Source organism: Halobellus marinus (assembly GCF_032113415.1).
Taxonomy (GTDB): domain Archaea; phylum Halobacteriota; class Halobacteria; order Halobacteriales; family Haloferacaceae; genus Haloquadratum; species Haloquadratum marinus.
In genome coordinates this window covers 1,703,067-1,721,367 of sequence record NZ_CP134946.1, presented here as the reverse complement: position 1 = coordinate 1,721,367, position 18,301 = coordinate 1,703,067, and the positions used below count along the sequence as shown (strand labels likewise).

General features: G+C 62.8%; 15 protein-coding genes. 8 read left to right on the top strand and 7 right to left on the bottom strand.

Going from position 1 to position 18,301, the window contains the following annotated elements:
- Positions 1–295 precede the first annotated feature (295 nt).
- A complete protein-coding gene (locus tag RJT37_RS08825; protein ID WP_313689584.1) occupies positions 296–496 on the bottom strand; it encodes a hypothetical protein in 201 nt (66 codons plus the stop codon).
- 586 nt (positions 497–1,082) lie between these two features.
- On the opposite strand from RJT37_RS08825, the gene RJT37_RS08820 reads away from it, so the two are divergent.
- A complete protein-coding gene (locus RJT37_RS08820) occupies positions 1,083–1,610 on the top strand; it encodes an Lrp/AsnC family transcriptional regulator (RefSeq protein WP_311170903.1) in 528 nt (175 codons plus the stop codon).
- A gap of 123 nt (positions 1,611–1,733) precedes the next feature.
- Here the strand turns inward: RJT37_RS08820 and RJT37_RS08815 are convergent, their stop codons facing one another.
- From RJT37_RS08815 to RJT37_RS08800, 4 genes are all read right to left on the bottom strand, one after another.
- Positions 1,734–2,540, bottom strand: a complete 807-nt coding sequence (locus RJT37_RS08815) for an ABC transporter permease (RefSeq protein ID WP_313689582.1) — start codon at positions 2,538–2,540, stop codon at positions 1,734–1,736.
- On the bottom strand, positions 2,537–3,538 hold the full coding sequence (locus RJT37_RS08810) for an ABC transporter permease (protein ID WP_313689579.1): 1,002 nt from the start codon (positions 3,536–3,538) through the stop codon (positions 2,537–2,539). The genes RJT37_RS08815 and RJT37_RS08810 overlap by 4 nt, the downstream gene beginning before the upstream one ends.
- On the bottom strand, positions 3,535–4,644 hold the full coding sequence (locus tag RJT37_RS08805; protein WP_313689577.1) for an ABC transporter ATP-binding protein: 1,110 nt from the start codon (positions 4,642–4,644) through the stop codon (positions 3,535–3,537). The genes RJT37_RS08810 and RJT37_RS08805 overlap by 4 nt, the downstream gene beginning before the upstream one ends.
- Before the next feature lie 141 nt (positions 4,645–4,785).
- A complete protein-coding gene (locus RJT37_RS08800) occupies positions 4,786–6,039 on the bottom strand; it encodes an ABC transporter substrate-binding protein (RefSeq protein WP_313689574.1) in 1,254 nt (417 codons plus the stop codon).
- Positions 6,040–6,248: 209 nt separating this feature from the next.
- On the opposite strand from RJT37_RS08800, the gene RJT37_RS08795 reads away from it, so the two are divergent.
- From RJT37_RS08795 to RJT37_RS08780, 4 genes are read left to right on the top strand one after another with little or no spacing between them, the layout of a single operon-like run.
- Positions 6,249–7,583 (top strand): ArgE/DapE family deacylase, encoded by a 1,335-nt coding sequence (locus RJT37_RS08795; RefSeq protein ID WP_313689571.1) that lies wholly within the window; start codon positions 6,249–6,251, stop codon positions 7,581–7,583.
- Positions 7,580–8,617 (top strand): CoA transferase subunit A, encoded by a 1,038-nt coding sequence (locus RJT37_RS08790; RefSeq protein WP_313689569.1) that lies wholly within the window; start codon positions 7,580–7,582, stop codon positions 8,615–8,617. The genes RJT37_RS08795 and RJT37_RS08790 overlap by 4 nt, the downstream gene beginning before the upstream one ends.
- Positions 8,614–9,543 (top strand): CoA-transferase subunit beta, encoded by a 930-nt coding sequence (locus RJT37_RS08785; RefSeq protein WP_313689566.1) that lies wholly within the window; start codon positions 8,614–8,616, stop codon positions 9,541–9,543. The genes RJT37_RS08790 and RJT37_RS08785 overlap by 4 nt, the downstream gene beginning before the upstream one ends.
- The gene (locus tag RJT37_RS08780; protein ID WP_313689563.1) at positions 9,540–10,937 is read left to right on the top strand and encodes an aminotransferase family protein; all 1,398 of its coding nucleotides are present in this window, start codon (positions 9,540–9,542) and stop codon (positions 10,935–10,937) included. Before RJT37_RS08785 ends, RJT37_RS08780 begins: the two co-directional genes overlap by 4 nt.
- Positions 10,938–10,961: 24 nt before the next feature.
- Here the strand turns inward: RJT37_RS08780 and RJT37_RS08775 are convergent, their stop codons facing one another.
- On the bottom strand, positions 10,962–12,548 hold the full coding sequence (locus RJT37_RS08775; protein WP_313689560.1) for a class I adenylate-forming enzyme family protein: 1,587 nt from the start codon (positions 12,546–12,548) through the stop codon (positions 10,962–10,964).
- Between the two features lie 129 nt (positions 12,549–12,677).
- On the opposite strand from RJT37_RS08775, the gene RJT37_RS08770 reads away from it, so the two are divergent.
- Complete coding sequence (locus RJT37_RS08770; RefSeq protein ID WP_313689558.1) at positions 12,678–14,234, top strand: sodium:solute symporter family transporter; 1,557 nt, start codon at positions 12,678–12,680, stop codon at positions 14,232–14,234.
- Positions 14,235–14,424: 190 nt separating this feature from the next.
- Positions 14,425–15,228, top strand: coding sequence for a 5-formyltetrahydrofolate cyclo-ligase (locus RJT37_RS08765; protein ID WP_313689556.1), 804 nt, complete (start codon positions 14,425–14,427; stop codon positions 15,226–15,228).
- 195 nt (positions 15,229–15,423) lie between these two features.
- Here RJT37_RS08765 and RJT37_RS08760 read toward each other — a convergent pair whose 3' ends face one another.
- Positions 15,424–15,687: a hypothetical protein gene (locus RJT37_RS08760; protein WP_313689554.1), complete on the bottom strand. Its 264-nt coding sequence runs from the start codon at positions 15,685–15,687 to the stop codon at positions 15,424–15,426.
- Positions 15,688–15,873: 186 nt separating this feature from the next.
- On the opposite strand from RJT37_RS08760, the gene RJT37_RS08755 reads away from it, so the two are divergent.
- On the top strand, positions 15,874–18,165 hold the full coding sequence (locus RJT37_RS08755; RefSeq protein ID WP_313689552.1) for a DUF7527 domain-containing protein: 2,292 nt from the start codon (positions 15,874–15,876) through the stop codon (positions 18,163–18,165).
- The last annotated feature ends 136 nt before the right edge of the window (positions 18,166–18,301 follow it).

The window sequence follows — 18,301 nt, the reverse complement described above, 5'->3', positions numbered from 1 at the left end:
GTTTGTGTGAGTTGTACCGAATTGGCCTCTCACTGCGATGTGATCCCCGTGAACCCTCGACTTGTCCAAATTCTTAACATACTATAATTAGATATGTTCGATTATAAAATGCGGTACTGTGAAGGGTCACACACTATAGTAGCGTTTGCAACTGATTACACATCCGATCGAAGGCAGTCGTGCGATCGTGTGAGTGAAGATTCACTTTGGAATATACGTGTGGTATCCTACATAGCCTCGGAAAACAACCAGAATACCGTTATTCTACAGAACAAGCGATCAACAGCGGATCAGCTCACACGTCGAATCCGTTGCGCCTGAGTGCCTCCGCCAGTTCACCGTCAGGGTCAGCCGCGAACTCAACCAACGATGACTCCGGTCTCGTTGTCGTGTACAGTTCAGAGTCAATGTTGTCCGGGATCTCGTTCGCGTGCGTCTTATCGACAACTGCAACGGATATTTTTGGTCTCGTTGCCGTGTCTTTTGACTCGCTCATTACCTATTAGTAGAGGAGAGAGACGTTTGGCCTTTGCCATTCGAATATACAATGCTCTTTACGACAAGAGCGTTCGTGGGAGTGACTACCGACCCACGAAGGGACACCAGAACAGGTCGTGGGTTCTCGCCATAGTAGCGTTTGCAAGTCTTTTTTCACAGGATCGCACGACAGCGTGCGATCGGATGTGTAATCAGTTGCAAACACCACTATAATCGAGCTGTGGCGGTGGTTTCAACCGTGCCCACGAGCGCGGAGCGGCGTGGTGTCCAGCGCCTCGAAGAACGGCTGATCGGGGAGAAGATGCTGATACTGTCGGACGTAAGTTCGTGAAACATTTCGGCACCTCGTGGTGCCGAGAATTTCCGGATAGTTACGTCCGACAGTATGAGGTCAAGAACGTCGGTGGGGGGCATTTGTTTCCCATTTTACAATCATTCCATCCGGGAGTCACGCATTATCCGTCAGGCATTCAGAACGCTCTACAACAGTATGGTAACCGTTATTCCGACACGAGATAACACTGCTAAGTGGAAACAAAATCGGTACCGGTTCCACAGCGTGGTGAACCGGTGGAGGAAATCACATGACAGCCAATTCGACAGCCGACGACGTGGACTGGAATTTCAAAGAGCGGGACATCAAGATCCTGCAGGAGATCTCGGAGGATCCCCAGATCTCTTCTCGGGAGCTCGCCGACGTCCTCGCCGAAAAATACGATATCGACGTCTCGCACGTAACGATCAGCGAAACCATCCGACGGATGCGGGAGTCGGGAGTGTTTCGCGAAGCCATCCTCCCCAACGAGCAGTTCTTCAACTTCGCGCTGTTCGAGTTCAAGTTCGACCCGGACAACTTCGAGGAGGAGTGGCGCGCGGCGATGGAGGACATCATCGACGACCGCCACACGCTGATGTACTTCATCTCGAACGGCGAGTACCAGTGGAAGACGATTATGATGTTCCGCGACCGGGAAAGCGAGTCGAAGTGGATCCACGATTTCTACAAGGCACACGGGTCTGTGGTCTCGAACGTCCGCAACTCCGTCGTCCACAACCTACTGAAGTTCCAGACCGACTCCGAAATCTTCGAGCTGCTTCACGACGACGAGTGATCAGTACGAATCGCTGTCGCGACCCGAAAACGGTCTGAACCCACGCTCCCCAAAAGAGGCGGAGAGCCCACCCTCAACGAGCGAGCGAATCCATAGACTCCGAGCGAAGTAGGGAGGGGTAGTTCACGCAGTCTTCAAGATCAGTTCCTTTCCGAGCAGGACGTCGAGCAAAAGCGGGATACCGACGGTGATGAACATAAGGACCGTCGCCATCGCGTTGATCTTCGGCGTCAGGCTGGTCCGGACCATCGTATAGATCTCGATCGGCGCGGTGATCGTCTCCGGTTGGACCCAAAACTGCGTGGCGGTGAACTCGCCGAAGCTGATGACGAACGCGAGCAACATCCCCGCGCCGAGGCCGGGCGCGATGACGGGAAGCGTCACCTCCACGAAGGTTTCCAGTTCGTTGGCCCCCAACGTCAGTGCGGCTTCCTCGATCGAGCGGTCGAAGCCGAACAGCTGGGCCCGGACGGTGATGAAGACGTACGGGAGAACGAGCGTCGAATGGCCGAGGATCAAAAACAGGTAGTTCTTCTGCATCCCGATGTCTGTCAGAAACGCCGTGAGCGCCACGCCGATGACCACCGGACTGATTAGCATCGGTAAAAAGAGCACGCTCGAGAGGACGCTCTTGTACTCGAAGTCGCGACGGACGAAGCCGAGAGCCGAAACCAGTCCGACGACGCCGGCGACGATCGCACTGCCGCTCGCGACGATGAAACTGCTCCACAGGGCGCCCAGGAGCCGGTCGCTTTCGACGAACTCGCGATACCACGTCAGGCTGAACCCATCGGGCGGGAACGAGGGGTACTGCGTGGGGTTGAACGAGACGAGCACGACGACCAAAAGCGGGAGTAAAAGGAACAGAAACAGCAGTCCGGTCGCGCCCCTGACGACGTCCCACCGCAGCCGCTCGCCGAGCAGTGTCATTGATCGAACACCTCCTCAAGGCCGACGAACCGGTTGAAGACTGTGATCAGAACGAACAGGACGACCAGGTAGACCATCGCCATCGCGCTGGCGAGCGGCCAATCGAAGCTCTCGCCGAACGTCCGGCTGATGAGGTTTGCGACCATCAGATCCGAGGGGCCGCCGAGCAGTGCCGGCGCCATAAAGCTCCCGACCGCGAGGATGAAGACCAGTATCGAACCGGCACTGATTCCGGGCAGAGACAGCGGAAGCGTCACTTCGTAGAACGCGCGCAGTGGGGTCGCGCCCATCGTCTTCGCGCTCTCGACGTACTCGTCGTCGATCTTCGAGACGCTGTTGAAGATCGGGAGAATCATAAACGGAAGCAGGACCTGGACGAGACCGGTGATGACGGCGAGATCAGTGTACAGAAACCCATCCGAGGCGAGGCCGATCCAGCCGAGTATCGTCGTGAGCATCCCCTGGTTGCCCAACACGAGAATCCACGCGTAGTAGCGGATGATGAGCGGCACCCAAAACGGGAGGACCACCAGAAGAAGTAAAAGCGAGCGGTAGCGACTCTCCGTCCGCCCGAGGAAGTAGCCGGGAACGTAGCCCAAGACGAGCGTGACGATCGTGGTCAGGAAGCCGAACTTGAGCGACTGCCAGAGGATCAGGAGATAGACGTTTTTGATCTGCCAGCCGAGGAGGTTGACGCTCTCCAAGAGGAGCGCTTCGTAGTTCGCCAGGGTGAACTCCTGGACGACGACGCCGCCTGCACCCCGCTGCCAGAAGGAGAGCGCCAGAATGTACAAAAGCGGTGCAAGCAGGAACGCCACCATCCACACGATTCCGAGTCCGGCCTGCGTCACCGTGAGCAGCCGTTCGCGACGCTTGAACGCCTGGATCACGCGCAAAACCGGCGTCGCGCGGAGCACCGCCGTCCACAGTCGGAACCGGACCCGCTCGATGCCGGTGCGCGGTGGCTCCCCGGCCTCGGTACTGTATCGTTCGCTCATACGACGGACTCGTCGACCGCAGGTTGTTCAGCAGCGACATCGGCGTGAGCCACGACCAGATCCGATGGCGGGATCTTCACGTAGACCGTGTCACCCTGGTCGTGCCGATCGAGCGCGGTGAATCCCTGTTCGGCGACGACGAGTTCGGTACCGTCGTCGAGGGTACAGAAGAACTGGGTCTTCTCGCCGAGGTAGTTCGTCGTCGTGATCGTCGCCGGGAACTCGTTGACCGCGCCGGTCGGTTCCGCCGAGAGCGAAAGCTTCTCCGCCCGGAGATAGACGGTCAGTCGATCGCCGGCGGGTGGCACCGGTTCGGGGAGCGTGAGGGTGACCCCCGCATCCGTTTCCAGGACGCGTTGGCCCTCACGGTCGACGACCGGGCCGGAGAGCTTCGTCGACTCGCCGATGAAGCTCGCGACGAACTCGGAGGTCGGGTTCTCGTAGACGTCGAGGGGCCGTCCCTGCTGGGAGAGGTGGCCGTCGTCGAGGACGGCCACGCGGTCGGACATCGCGAACGCTTCGGCCTGATCGTGTGTCACGTAGATCGTCGTGATGTCGAACTCCCGCTGAATGCGCTGGACCTCGACCCGCATCTGCTCGCGGAGCACCCGATCGAGCGCCGACAGCGGCTCGTCCATGAGGAGGACGTCCGGTTCGAACACCAGCGCCCGTGCGAGCGCCACGCGCTGTTGCTGCCCGCCGGAGAGTTCCTCCGGAGACCGGTCCATCACGTCCGGAAGCCGAACCCGATCGAGGACCTCGGCGACGCGCTCCCGGCGCCGTTCCGCCGGAACGCCGCGCATCTTCAGCGGGAACCCGACGTTTTCGCCGACTGTCTTGTGGGGAAACAGGGCGTAGTGCTGGAACACCATCCCGATCTCTCGTTCGTAGGCCGGCTGATCGGTGACGTCCTCGCCGCCGATCCGGATCGTCCCCTCGGTCGGCATCTCGAGGCCGGCGATCATCCGCAGCGTGGTGGTCTTGCCGCAGCCGCTCGGGCCGAGTAGCGAGACGAACTCCCCCTCCGCTGCGGTAAACGACACGTCGTCGACTGCGACGACGTCGTCGAACCGCTTCGTTACGTGTTCTACTTCGACGTGGCTCATACGTGGGTGCTGGTTGTCATCGAATCGGTTGACGAATTTAGTGGTAGTGATCCGGGGCTCATAATGAGTACTCTCACTTTTTACCGGTGCTCGCCACCCCCATTGGCGACGAGCACCGGGAAGAGACGAGAGTACTCATTATCAGTACTGGCCGAGCTTGATCTGCTCGAACGTGGAGTTCCAGTCTTCCTGGTGGGTCTCCTTGAACTGCTGGTCCTGGAAGACCAGCCTGTCGCCGCCCGTCGGGTCGAAGTCGGGGAGTGCCTCGATGTCGCTCGACGTCGCGTCGGTCGCCGGGGGGTACCCGAGGGCGGGCGACAGCGCCTCCTGAACCTCCGGCCGGTAGGCGAACTCAAGGAATTTCTCCGCCGTGTACCGCCGCTCGGAGCCTTTCGCGATCGCGAAGGTGTCAGACCAGCCGTAGGCGCCCTCCTCCGGGATAGTGTAGTTGAGGTTGTCGTAGCCGTCCTCCTGCAGCGAGAGGATCCGACCGGACCATCCGTCGCCGAGGGCCGCCGTGCCGTTGGAGTACAGCGTCGTCTGTTCCTGGCCGCTCGTCCAGTACTTGGTGACGTACTCGTGCTGCTCGGCCATCGCGTCGTACACCTGCTTGATACCCTCCTCGTAGGAGCCGGCGTCGCCTTCCATCACGTTCGGGTCCATCCCCAGACGCAGTGCCGTCGTGAACACCCGGACGAACGCGAACCCTTCCAGCGTCAGAGCGCCGGCGTACTGATCGTCCCAGGTCAGGTCCCAGGAGAACGGCGGCGAGCCCGAAACCTCATCGGCGTTGTAGACCATTCCGACCGTCCCGTAGTACAGCGGTGCGACGTACCGCTCGTCGGCCGAGGCCACCACGTTGAAGTCCTGGAACGACGGCAGGACGTTCGACCACGTCTCGATGTTATCGAGCCGGAGGGGTTCGACGAGATCCTGCTTGACGGCGTTGTACGACCCCGAAAGCGACGGCATAATCACGTCGTAGGAGCCCTCGGGACTGGATCGGACGTTCGCCAGCATCTTGTCCTGGCTGGAGAAACTCGACTGCTCGACGGTGACGCCGTACTCCTCCTCGAACGGCTCGATGAGGTGCTCGGTCAGCGCCTCCTGCGTGGAGCCACCCCACGAGTAGAAACTGAGCGTGTCGGCCAACTCGTCGCCCGACGAGGTCGTCGTTCCGCCGGAGGCGTCCGTGCTATCGCCCGAGGAGTCTTCCCCGCCGGACGTCTCGGTCGAACCCTCGGACGAACCGCCGAGACAGCCGGCGAGTCCCGCGATCGCAGCGCCGGACGCCGCGAGTACCGTGCGCCGACTCGGCCGCCCCCACTGGTTTCCGCCCGTCGCCCCGTTTTGATCTGCATCGGAGTTACCGCTTGCCACGTCACGGATATCCATCATGTCTACTGGTGTCTTACCCCGCAAGTATAATAAGCTTTGGTAACAGTGGTTCCACATATCCTCAAAAACTCAAGCATTGGTAAAGGAACCTAATATAGTACAGTTTATGGTAGAGTAAAAGCCAAGTGAGAATAACGTTGTAAATAGAGTATGTCAATGAGCAAGCGAACCCGTCGCACGAACACGGGATCGATGAGAGACCGACGATGACCGGATCGGAATCGATCGATCCGGACGTCCGGCAGCGAGTACGCGAGGCCGCGGCCGCGGTTACGCCGGACGCAGCGGAGTTCACCGCGGCGCTCGTCCGGGAACGGAGTGTCCAGGGAGCCGAGACCGCCGCCCAAGAGCGCGTCCGCGAAGAGATGAGAGCCCTCGGACTCGACGTCGAGACTCTGACAGCGGCCGACGTCCCGGGAATCGAGGACCATCCGGAGTTCGCCGACACCGGGCAGTCGTACGAGGATCGGCCGAACCTGATCGCGACGCGGCAGGGAGACGGCGACGGCCGATCGCTCCTGTTCAACGGCCACATCGACGTCGTCCCGGAAGGGGACGAAGACCAGTGGGCGTTCGACCCGTTCGGCGGCGAGGTCGTCGACGGGGAGATCCGCGGGCGCGGCGCGTCCGATATGAAGGGTGGCCTCGCGGCGATGGTGTACGCCGTCGAGGTACTACAGCGCGCGGGGGTCACGCTCCGCGGTGATCTCTTACTCCAGTCCGTGATCGAAGAGGAGTCGGGCGGATTCGGGGGGTCGCTCGCGACGGCGCTGGCAGGTCCCGAAGCCGACGCCGTCGTCATCCCCGAGCCGACCGATTTCGACTGCTGGATCGCCAACGACGGCGTGTCGTACTTCCGTGTCACAGTCGAGGGACGCGGCGCACACGCCGCCAACACCGACAGCGGCGTCAACGCCGCGGCCAAACTGGTCCCGATCTTCGAGGCGCTGACCGACCTTCACGACGAGCGGAAGACCGCCGTCCACGACGAACTGTTCGAGCGAACCGCCGAAAACACCGTCTCGCTGAACGTCGGGACCGTCCGCGCCGGGGAGTGGCCCTCGAGCGTCCCCGACGAGGCCGTCCTCGAGGGACGGGTGTCGCACGCGCCCGCGGAAACCAGGGCGGACCTCCGCGAACAGGTCGAGACCACGGTCCGGGACGCGGCCGCGGGGGACCCCTGGCTCGAAGCCCACCCGCCGGAGATCGAGTGGTTCGGGTGGCGCGGGAGTTCCGCCCGGATCGACCCAACGGAGCCGATCGTCGAGACCGTTCAGTCGGTAGCACCGTCGGTCGTCGATCACGAGCCACAGGCGATCGGCTTCCCGGGCGGCATCGACACCCGCTTTTTCGTCAACTACGCGGACACGCCCGCGCTCTGTTTCGGCCCAGGTGCCCACGCGATCCACGGGACCGACGAATTCCTCCCGGTCCAGGAACTCGAACGGACGATCGCGGCGCTCGCACTGATCGCGATGGACTGGTGCGGCTACGACATCGCGGCGGACGCGACTGCGGCCAGAGAGGGGGCGTCGTCGTGAACAACCTCGACCACGAGGACCCCGTACGGGGCGATATGGGCGACGGCGTGAGACAGGCCACCCCGCCGTCGGGGACGGTCACCGGCGCACGGAGCCGACGCGACAAGACGACCGATCTCGCGACGGCGATCGACGAATACGTCGCCGACGGCGCGAGTGTCGCCTTCGGCGGGATGGGCGGCCGCGATCCGGAAGCCGCCGCGCGGGAGATCGTCCGCCAGGAGAAGACGGGGCTCACCGTCCTCGACGACGCGCGGACGACGCTTTTCGACATTATGGTCGGGGCGGGATGCGTCGACCGCTACACCGGGTCCTGGGTCGGCACGAGTCTCATCTCCCAGGGGTTCAACGTCCGCCGGGCCGTCGAGGAGGCGGTACCACACCACCTGGAGATGCGCGACCTCTCGAATTTCGGCTCCTCGCTGATGTTCCTTGCGGGGGCGATGGACGTCCCGTTCGTGCCGACGCGGTCGATGGTCGGGACCGACATCCCCAATCACAATCCCGACGTCGAAGTCGTAGCGGATCCGCTGGGTTCGGGCGACGACCTGGCGCTCGTACCGGCGGCACAGCCCGACGTGGCGATCATCCACGTCCAGCGTGCAGACCCGCTGGGGAACGCCCAGATCTGGGGCAACGTCGTCAACGACCACCTCAAGGCCCGCGCCGCAGACCACGTCGTGATCACCTGCGAGGAGGTCGTCCCGACGGAGACGATCCGGCGCCATCCCGAGGCGACGCGGATCCCGTGCTATGCGGTCGACGCCGTCGTCGAGGTGCCCTTCGGCTCGCATCCGTGGCACTGCTACGGGTACTACTACGCCGATCTACCGTTCTACCGCGAATACGGGCTCAAGTCGCAGGAACGGGAGGGATTCCTCGAGTGGACGGACGAATGGGTCGTTCCACACGAGGAGTATCTGGAGAAACTCGGCGCCGACCGACTCGCCACGCTCGAAGAGATGGAAGGAGAGCTCAACGACGTGCCGCCGGTCGTCGGCCGCGATGAGGGTGAACAGGAGGCGACAGAATGAGCCTCGACGAGCAGTCGGCGACGCTGACCGGCGACGACGTCTCCTACCCCGTCGACGTCGAGCGTCCCCACGAGACGAGCGAGGACTACTCGCTGACGGAACTGTTGGCGGTGACGGCCGCCCACGAGATCGAAAACGGCGAACTCGCGTTCATCGGCGTCGGAATGTCGCTCATCTCCGGCGTGCTCGCGAAGCACACGCGCGCACCCGAGTGCCAACTGGTCACCGAATCGGGCTACGTCGGCTCGCGTCCGCCCGGTGTGGTGCAGTCGATCTCCGACACCGTGCTGGGAGTGGACGCACTCGTCGCGACGAACCAGCTGCAGATCTTCACCGACAACCAGCGCGGGCTGTTCGACGTGGGCATCATCGGCGCCGGACAGATCGATCGGCACGGCAACACCAACTCGACGGTCGTGACCGGTGACGGGACGACGTACAGTCGACCGAAGGTCAGACTGCCCGGATCGGGCGGAAGCAACGACATTATGACGTCCTGCGGCCGCTCGATCGTGATGATGCGACAACAGGAGCGGGCGTTCACGACAGATATCGACTACGTCACGGCACCGGGGCATCTGGGCGGCGGGTCGGACCGTGACGACGCCGGATTCCGCGGCGACGGCCCCGACGCGGTCATCACCGATATGGCCGTGTTCCGGTTCGACGACGACGGGGAGATGGTCCTCACGTCGACCCACCCTGGAGTCGACGTGGCCGAGGTGCGCGACGAGGTTCAGTGGGATCTCCAGGTCGCAGAGGACGTGGTCACGACACCGGAGCCGACGCGGGGCGAGATCGCCGTCCTTCGGACGATCGATCCCACCGACACGGTGCTTCGCGGCAGCGACTACGTCTACGAAGTGGGGTTCGATGAGTGGAGCGAGCGGGTAATGGAACACTGGAAGGAGCTGGACGACAGATGACCGACCGAGAGATGTCACACGACGACGATACACCGGAGCGGACGACCATCCCGGGGACCGAACTGGGCGGGATGTTCCCGCGTGCGTTCCAGAAAGAGTACGTCACGATCACCCGCGGCGAGGGCCACTACGTCTGGGACGCCGACGGCACCCGCTACCTCGACGCCATCGCGGGCAACCAGAACGTCAACATCGGCCACGGTCGCAGTGAGGTGGCCGCGGCCGCCCGCGAGCAACTGGAGCGACTGGAGTACACCTCCAGTATGCTCTTTGCGAACGAACCGGCGATGACCTACACGGAGACGATCGCCGAATTCACGCCGCCGGAGTTCGAGACCGCCTGGCTCGTCTCCAGCGGCTCCGAGGCCAACGAGAGCGCCGTCAAGATGGCCCGTCAGTACCACTACGAGCGTGGGGACACGGAGAAGTACAAGGTGATCGCCCGGGAGCCGAGCTACCACGGCAACACCGGGATCGCGATGGCGCTCTCCGGCTTCCCGGCGCGGAAGACCAAGATGCAGCCGCTGTTCGACGATTGGCCGAAGATCAGCGCGGGAACCCCCTACCGGTGTGCGCACTGCGACGGGGACGGCGGCCGGGCCTGTGGGGTTCGCTGCGCTGAGGAACTCGAAGCGGCCATCCTCGAAGCGGGACCGGAGACGGTCGCGGCCTTCATCGCCGAACCCGTCACTGGTGCGGCCAACGCCGCGGCCGCGCCGCACGACGGGTATTTCGATCGGATCCGGGAGATCTGCGACGAGTACAATGTGCTATTTATCGTCGACGAGGTGATGGCGGGGTTCGGTCGCACCGGGGAGAACTTCGCCATCGAGCACTGGGACGTCACGCCGGACATCATCACCAGCGCGAAGGGGATGAGCGGCGGGTACTCGCCCATCGGCGGGACGATGCCCCACCGTCGGATCGCCGAGGTCTTCGAGGACGTCGAGGACGGATTCCAGCACGGCCACACCTACTGTTTCAACCCCGCCTCCGCCGCAATCGGGACGGCCGTCCTCGACTATATGCGCGACCGGGACCTCGTCGCGAACGCACGCGAGGTCGGAGAGTACCTCCGCGAGCGCTGCGAGGAGTTCTACGAGTACGACTTCGTCGGCGACGTCCGCGGCAAGGGGCTGATGCTCGGCGTCGAGTTCGTCGGCGACCGCGAGACGAAGGAACCGCTCGCATCGACCGGGAGCGAGTTCCAGTCGCTGCTCTTCGAGGCCGGCCTCGATGCGGGCGTGCTCACCTACCCGAGCGGCGGGCACGTGGCGGGCGACCGCGGCGACCACACCCTCATCACGCCGCCGCTCACTATCGATCGCGACGCCGCAGACGAGATTGTCGAGCGAATGCACACGACGTTCCAGCGCGTCGAATCCGAGATGTGAGACGCCGCCCGGGAAGGCCCGCGGCTAGCCGATCGACCGATCCTCGTCCGTCCAGTACCGCTCTCGAACCGCAGCCCGGTCGATCTTTCCGAGGGCCGTCTCCGGAAGCTCATCCACGACCGAGACCGATTTGGGTTTCTTGTAGCTGGCGAGTCGCTCGCCGACGAACTCCCTGATCTCCGCCGTGTCGACCGAATCGTCGGCGACGACTACTGCGTGGACTGCCTCGCCCCACTCCTCGTGCGGGACGCCGACGACGACCGCTTCTTCGACGGCCGGATGCTCCAGCACGACGCGTTCGACGGCTTTACTGTAGACGTTCATACCACCGGTGACGATGACGTCGCTCTCGCGATCGAGCAGCGTCAGGTAGCCGTCCTCGTCGACGACGCCGATGTCGCCGGTGTACACCCACCCGTCCCGGAGCGTCTCGCTCGTCGCCTCCGGGTCGTCGTGATAGCCGTCGAACGTGTACGGTGCTGTGACGACGATTTCCCCGACCTCTCCCGCCGGTAACTCCTCGTCAGTTTCCCGGTCGCGCACCGACACGGTTGTCCGCAGACACGGCGTCCCTGCGGACGCCAGGCGATCGACGTCGTCGGCTGTGAGCGCGTGTTGGTGTTCCTGCGGCGGGAACGACGTGATCAGGTTGGGGACCTCCGTCTGCCCGTAGAACTGATGGAAGATCGGGCCGAACAGCTCGATAGCTTCCTCGAGCCGGGCAGTCCGGATGGGCGCGGCCCCGTAGATGATTCGCTCCAGCGAGGCGAGGTCTACGGGTGCCGGCTCCGCATCGAGCAGCCGGTAGATCATCGTCGGGACGAGGAACGTCCAGGTCACCTCCCGGCGCGCGACCGCATCGACGAGTGCCGCCGGATCGAAGCCGTTCCTGAGGTGGACTTCCCCGCCCGCCAATAGCGCACCGTAGCAGAACGTCCCCGCAGAGTGCGACAGCGGTGGCGCCAAGAGTCCGACGTCGGTTCCGGAAAAGCCGAACTCCGTGACGACAGCCTGGAAGTTCTCGACGAGACACCGATGGGTGTAGTGGACGCCCTTCGGCCGCCCCGTCGTGCCGCCGGTGTAGAAGTGGCCGGCAACCCGTTCCGGCTCCGGGCGCGGGAAACGCGAGGGAGTCCCGTCGGGAGCGAGAAACTCGTCGTATCTGTACCACTCGACGTCGGCCGGTCGCGACCCCGGGAGGCCCCCGGCGACGACGACGGACACGTCCGGTTCCGGGAGAGCCTTCAACGCGTCCACGACGGCATCGACAGTATCGTCGGCACAGACCAGAAGCTCCGCGTCGGCGTCGTCGAGTAGATACGCGAGTTCGTCTCCCGTGTGCTGGGGGTTGAGCGGGAGACGCGTCGCTCCCGCCCTGAGGATGCCCAGATCGACCGCTGCGAAGCGAATCCCGTTGGGGAGTAACACGCCGACTCGATCCTCGATGCCGATTTCGGCGTTTCCCAGGGCCGTCGCAAAGCGCGCCGAACGATCGGCCAGTTCACCGAACGTCACTGATCGCTCCCGGTCGACCAGCGCCACCCGGTCTGCATACTTGGCGAACACCCGCTCGAAGAGCGCCGGCAGCGTCATCGGATACCGGGAGGGCATACGTGTCGTTCTCGCCGTCCAGACTATAAGATCTGGGACTGCGTCAGCGGGCTGTGTCTCAATCCGTTCGACAATCCCGACGGCAGCCACGTCACAGCGGTGACAGCATCCGAGAGACGATAGCTCGAAATGTTGATTATTTATATATCCTGGACATCGGGGCGCGCCTACCAATATATGACTCGATATACCCACAATTCTTGCAATTTACAGCAGCATTATTGTCCGGATACTGTATGCGGGTATCGTGACGATACGATGGTAGCAACACAGATTACGATCGGGGTAATGGTTGTAACACTCGCGGTATTCGTCGTGATCGGATACGTATACAGTGCCGATCGAATGGCCTCAGTCGAGGACTTCTTGTCTGCACGGCAGACAACGACCATTCCGCTTGGTCTTGCGACCTTCATCGCATACGCAGCAGGGTCGGGGATGCTTTTCAGTCCGCCCGAGTCGGGATTTCTCTTCGGTATGCCCGCAATCATCGGATACAGCGTCGCCTTGGCCGTGCCGTTCCTCCTGTATACCACCGTCGCGCCGACAATTCAAAAGCGGATGCCGACTGGCCACTCCGTCGTCGAGTACGCCCGCTTTCGGTACGGCGAGTTGATGTACTTTCTCGTGCTCGTCGTTGCCCTGTTTTATATGTTCATCCTGATGACCGCGAATCTCACCGGAATCGCACTCGCTTTGGAGGCGATTTCCGGCGTTCCACTCTGGGTCACCCTGGGGCTCGTCACCGGTGCCGTGATGATCTACACAGTACAGGGTGGCTTGGTTGCGAGCATCTTTACCGATCTCATCCAGACAGTACTGTTGATCCCCCTTTTGGTCATCACGGCAGCGGTCGCCGTTGTCAAGATTGGGGGCTTCGGTCCGCTTTTCACGCAGCTTCAAACCGGCGCACCCGAGCTAATGTCGCTTTCAAATCCGAGCGGGGTCCGGTTCGGCGTGTATATCGTGATCGCGTTGATCGGAGCGGAGATGCTGAATCAGTCCCTGTGGCAGCGTGCGCACGCGGGACGCGACAAACGGACGCTTCAGATCTCGCTCGTCGGTGCTATCGCGGCTGTCGTCCCGATGACGATCTTGGCCGGGAGTTACGGCGTCCTCGCGCAGGGGCTGGCTGGCGTCGAGGCGGCGAGTCCGTCAGCGGCCCTGCCCGCGGTGGTGCAGGCCGTATTCGGTCCGGTGATGCAGCTCGTGTTCGTCGTTCTCGCGCTTTTGGTCATCGCAAGCACACTGGATAACGCGCTCTCGGCGATCGTCAGCATCCTGTCCGTCGATATCGTCCCGCGGCTGGATCCGAACCGAACTGGCGACGAACTCCTTCGGACAGCGCGCCTCATCACTGTCGGTATCGCGGTCGTCGGCGTCGCAATCGCGTTATCCCGGCCGAGCGTCCTCTTCTTGTTGCTTCGTGCGGACTTGCTCGCGGCCGCGACGGTCGTCCCCGTGCTGTTGGGCCTCTACACTACGCGTCTGAGCGGGACTGCCGCCTTCACTGGTGCCGTCCTCGGAATCCTCGGCGGCGTCCCGTATTTCCTCCAGGAGAATTACCTCTTTTCGTTCAGTACTGCGCTCGTGGTGAGCACGATCGTCTGTCTCGTCTGGATGAGTATCAGACCGGCCGAATACGACTTCGCGGATCTCAAAGAAATTGAGAGTCTCGACCACTAACTGAGGTGTTCAAAATGAATCAACTGACGTTCACAGTACTCATCGGCGGTTCGATGGTTGTGACGATGATCGTGTGGATATATCTGGTTGCGATCACGATCCGCCAGTACAGACACGGGACCACAGAGAGCCCGCCGGCCACATAATCCGATCGAAAGAGAATCAAACAGAATTACACATATGAGCCGATATGACTGACCACGACGACGGAATCCGAAATGACGCCCGCGAACGCGTCTGGAAGGATCTGAGGGACGTTGCGTTGCCGGACTCGCGGTTCGGCTGGGACTTTTCGTCGTTTATTGCTGACTACGAGGGAAGTGATGCATGTGCGACCAAGATTCGCACCCGAGCTGCGCGTCGCGGCTACGACAGCTGGTTCGTAACGCCCGATAACAACCTCAACATCCTCCGTGAACAGCTCATAGAGGAACCGACCGAGTTCGTGATGCCAACCTACGGGATCCGCCGCGGCTTCCTCCGGTTGGTCCCGGAGGACGTCCCGGATGGACAGGCGGCCTTCGCATCGACGCTGGACGGGATGACTCGGTTCGCCTCACGGATCGAACTGGGAGCAATGGAACGTGAGCTACCGAAACTGGACTGTATGCTGACCGGTGCGAGCTTCGTAACCCACGACGGGTTACGAATGGGGAAGGGACACGGCTTTTTCGACCTGGAGTGGGCGATGATGCGCGAAGTCGGTCTGGCAGACGAGGAGACCGATATTGTCGCTGTCGTCCACGATGTACAGGTCGTTGACGAGCCCGCTGGACAGGAGTTAGCGGCGTCCCACGACACGATCGTTGACGCGATCGTGACGCCCGACCGGGTGATCGAGATCGACGACGCGCCACCGAAACCGGAAGGGATCCGGTGGCCGCTCCTCGAACGGGACGAAATTGACCAGATACCGCCGCTTCGGGAGCTCTGGGAACGCGCCGGGAGGCCGGCGCTCGGGGGCGAAAGCGACTATAGTAGCGTTTGCAACTGATTGCTCATCCGATCGCAGGCAGTCGTGCGATCGTGTGAGTGAAGACTTGCAAACGCTACTATAGCCGATCCAGTGTGTATCCGCGGCGGACGAATCTCTAATCGGGACCGTGACAAACTCGAAAATCCCCTGAGGCGGATCCCTTGAGTCGCGATTCTCCGGGAGCACGCGACAGAGGCCCTGATAGTCTCTCCCTCAGACGTCGGCGAGTTGGATACCACGAGCGATGACGTACATCAGCACGATCCCGGCACCGACAGCGAGGATGAACTGGCCGACGACGGTCAAGAACGCTCCGATAACGAAGCTTCCCCCGGCGAGGAACCCGAGGACGAACGGGAGGAGTGCCAGCGCGCCGAACAGTACGATGAGACCGGCGAGCGGGAACGCTTCCGCGCGGATCTGGCTGGTATCCAGTTCGCCAGTCACTGGATCGATGAACGGAGGTTCGGACGGCATAGGGAGATAATCACGATATGCGCTTGTCAATCATTCGATCGGAACTCGGCGCAGTCCTCCCTCGACCACGTCGATCTGCGGGATCGAGGGGCAGGATCCGTCTCCTGCGGTGACCGGTCGCAGTCGCTTTGAGCCCGGGTGAGTCTCCGGAAAGTATTTGATCCGGATTCTGCCATACACACACGGATGAACAGTCGAACTATCGACGTGGTGACCGATTGGGAGACGGTCCCCACGCCTGACGGATACGAGGGGCTCCACCAGCTCGCGGACACGGAGTTCAGCGGAGCCGTCTCCGCCGGGATGACGTGGGCGTTCTTCCTGAACGGCCGCGTCGTCGGCGTCTTCGAGGGCGACATCGACGCGTTCGAGGACGCCGAGCTGACCGCCTACCGTGCGGCGGATTCGAGCCTGCCGCTCCTGTTTGCGATGCAGGAACGGGACGGCGAAACGCAAGCGAGGTACTACACAAACGACACGTCGCTGTCGGACGCCGACCGGACGCTCTCGGAGGGGGGATTCACGGGCTACATCGAACTCTCGGAGAACGTCCTCTCGGGGGATTACTACGTCGTCTACCACGGCGGGAAGTCGATGAGCGCCGCCTTCGTCGGCAGCTCCGAGCGGCTCATCACCGGCGAGGAGGCCTTCGAGACGGCCGCCGACGAGGTCGGGATCTACGAAGTGATCGACGTCGACGTCGACATCGTGGATATCCCCGAACTGGAAACCCCCGACACCGAAACCGGGACGGACGCGTCCGCCGGAGCAGCGGCGGAGCAATCGACCGACCCCGAGGGGGAAGCCGATGCGCCCGCCGATACGGCGGTGTACGACGAGGCGTCACCGGAGAACGAGCAAGCGGACGAGGAAGAAACAGTCGACGACGAAACACCCGACGCCGCCGACGAGGCGGAGTCACCGAACCCAGAGCACGCGACCGATGCGGAGCCCGACCGCGGTCAGGCCCCGAACGAGCCACAGGAGGCGCACTCGGACGATCACGAGAGCGTCGACGACGAGGCCGCTGACCCGGCGGCCGAAGCGGAAGCCGCCGAAACCGCAGCCACTGAAGCTGCGCCACCGGCAGCGGCCACCTCCGAATCAAGCGACGACGACGCCGACGCCGACAGGTCGGATGCCGTCGGGGCCGACCCGGCAGCGGCCACCGAGGCGACTGTCTCCGCCGCGGACGAGACGGCCGCGACGGACGAAACGGCCACAACGGACGCGACGGACGATGAATCGGCCGCCGACGTCTTTTCAGACGAGGAGCGCTGGCGGGAGGCCCAGACCATCCCGTCTTTGGATCCCGACCGATCCACTGACGACGGGACGGCCGACGGCGACAACGGACGGACCGATCGGCAGTCGGCCCGCGAGCGAGTCGCCCAGATGCAACGACAGCGAACGGCGCGACGGGAGGCAGGGAAGCGATCCGCTCGGAACGCTGGCCCGTCACCGGAGCAGGAGCCCGACGAACCGAACACCGGCGGTGAGCGCCCGGAAGTGACACGGTTGAAACAGCGCCTCGCGCGGACGCAGGAGCGTATCGAGGCGCTGCAGTCCGAACGCGACGAACTGCAGTCCGAACACGAGGAGTTGCAGGCGGAACTCGAATCGCTCCGCACGGAACGCTCGGAGCACCGCGATCGGATCGCGGAACTGGAAGCCGAGCGGGACGAACTACAGGCGGAGGTCGAACGGCTGGAGGCAGAACTGACAGAGGTCGCCGGCTCAGCCGATCCCGATACTGCCGGGGAGTCGATGTCGCCGGAGCGCGCGCTGTCGGGGACGAATCTCTTCGTCCGCTACGATCGGAAGGGGGAGGCGACGCTGGAACACGCCCACGACGGCGAGGCGTCGCGGGAAGACGTCAGATCGAACCTCCGGCTGGAACATCACACGACCTTCGAGACCGACGGACTGGCCGTCGACGGACAACCGTACGACGAGTTCCTCCGTGCGAGCACCGAGTACTCGTTTGCGGACTGGGTCGTGACGGATCTCCTCTATGAGATCGGCGAAACGGGCAACCGCACGGGCCTCGGTGGCGTTTTCGATGCAATCCCGGAGATCGACCGCATCGAGCTGTACGGAACCGTCACGACGGCGGTCGAGGACGGCAGCGAGGAGCGTGACTTCGACGTGATCTTCAGAGATCAGATGGGTAATCCGCTGTTCGTCGCGGACCTCAACGATTCCCGCAACGCGACGACCGAAGCGATGGTCGGGTCACTCGTGGGGAACACCGGGACGGTCGCGACAGAAGCTGACTCTCTGGCGGCCGGCTTCTACGTCACCGAGTCGTTCTACGAGCCAGGTGCCTTAGAGACAGTCGCCGAGGAAACCGGCGGCGGGCTGTTGACACGCTCGAAGAAGCTCTCGTACGTGAAACTCTCCCGAAAGCGCGGCTATCACCTGTGTCTCGTCGAGGCGCGAGACGGCGAGTTCCACCTCAACGTCCCGGATCTGTAGCGCGGCAAACTCTCGACACCCTCGATCTAAAGGCGGAGAAATCTCGACGTCTTGAATTTGGAGAGCGGAGAAACGGCAGGAAAGGTAGGCGTGACAGCGCTCCGACGGGCCGCAGCGTCGACGATTTTGTTCGGGA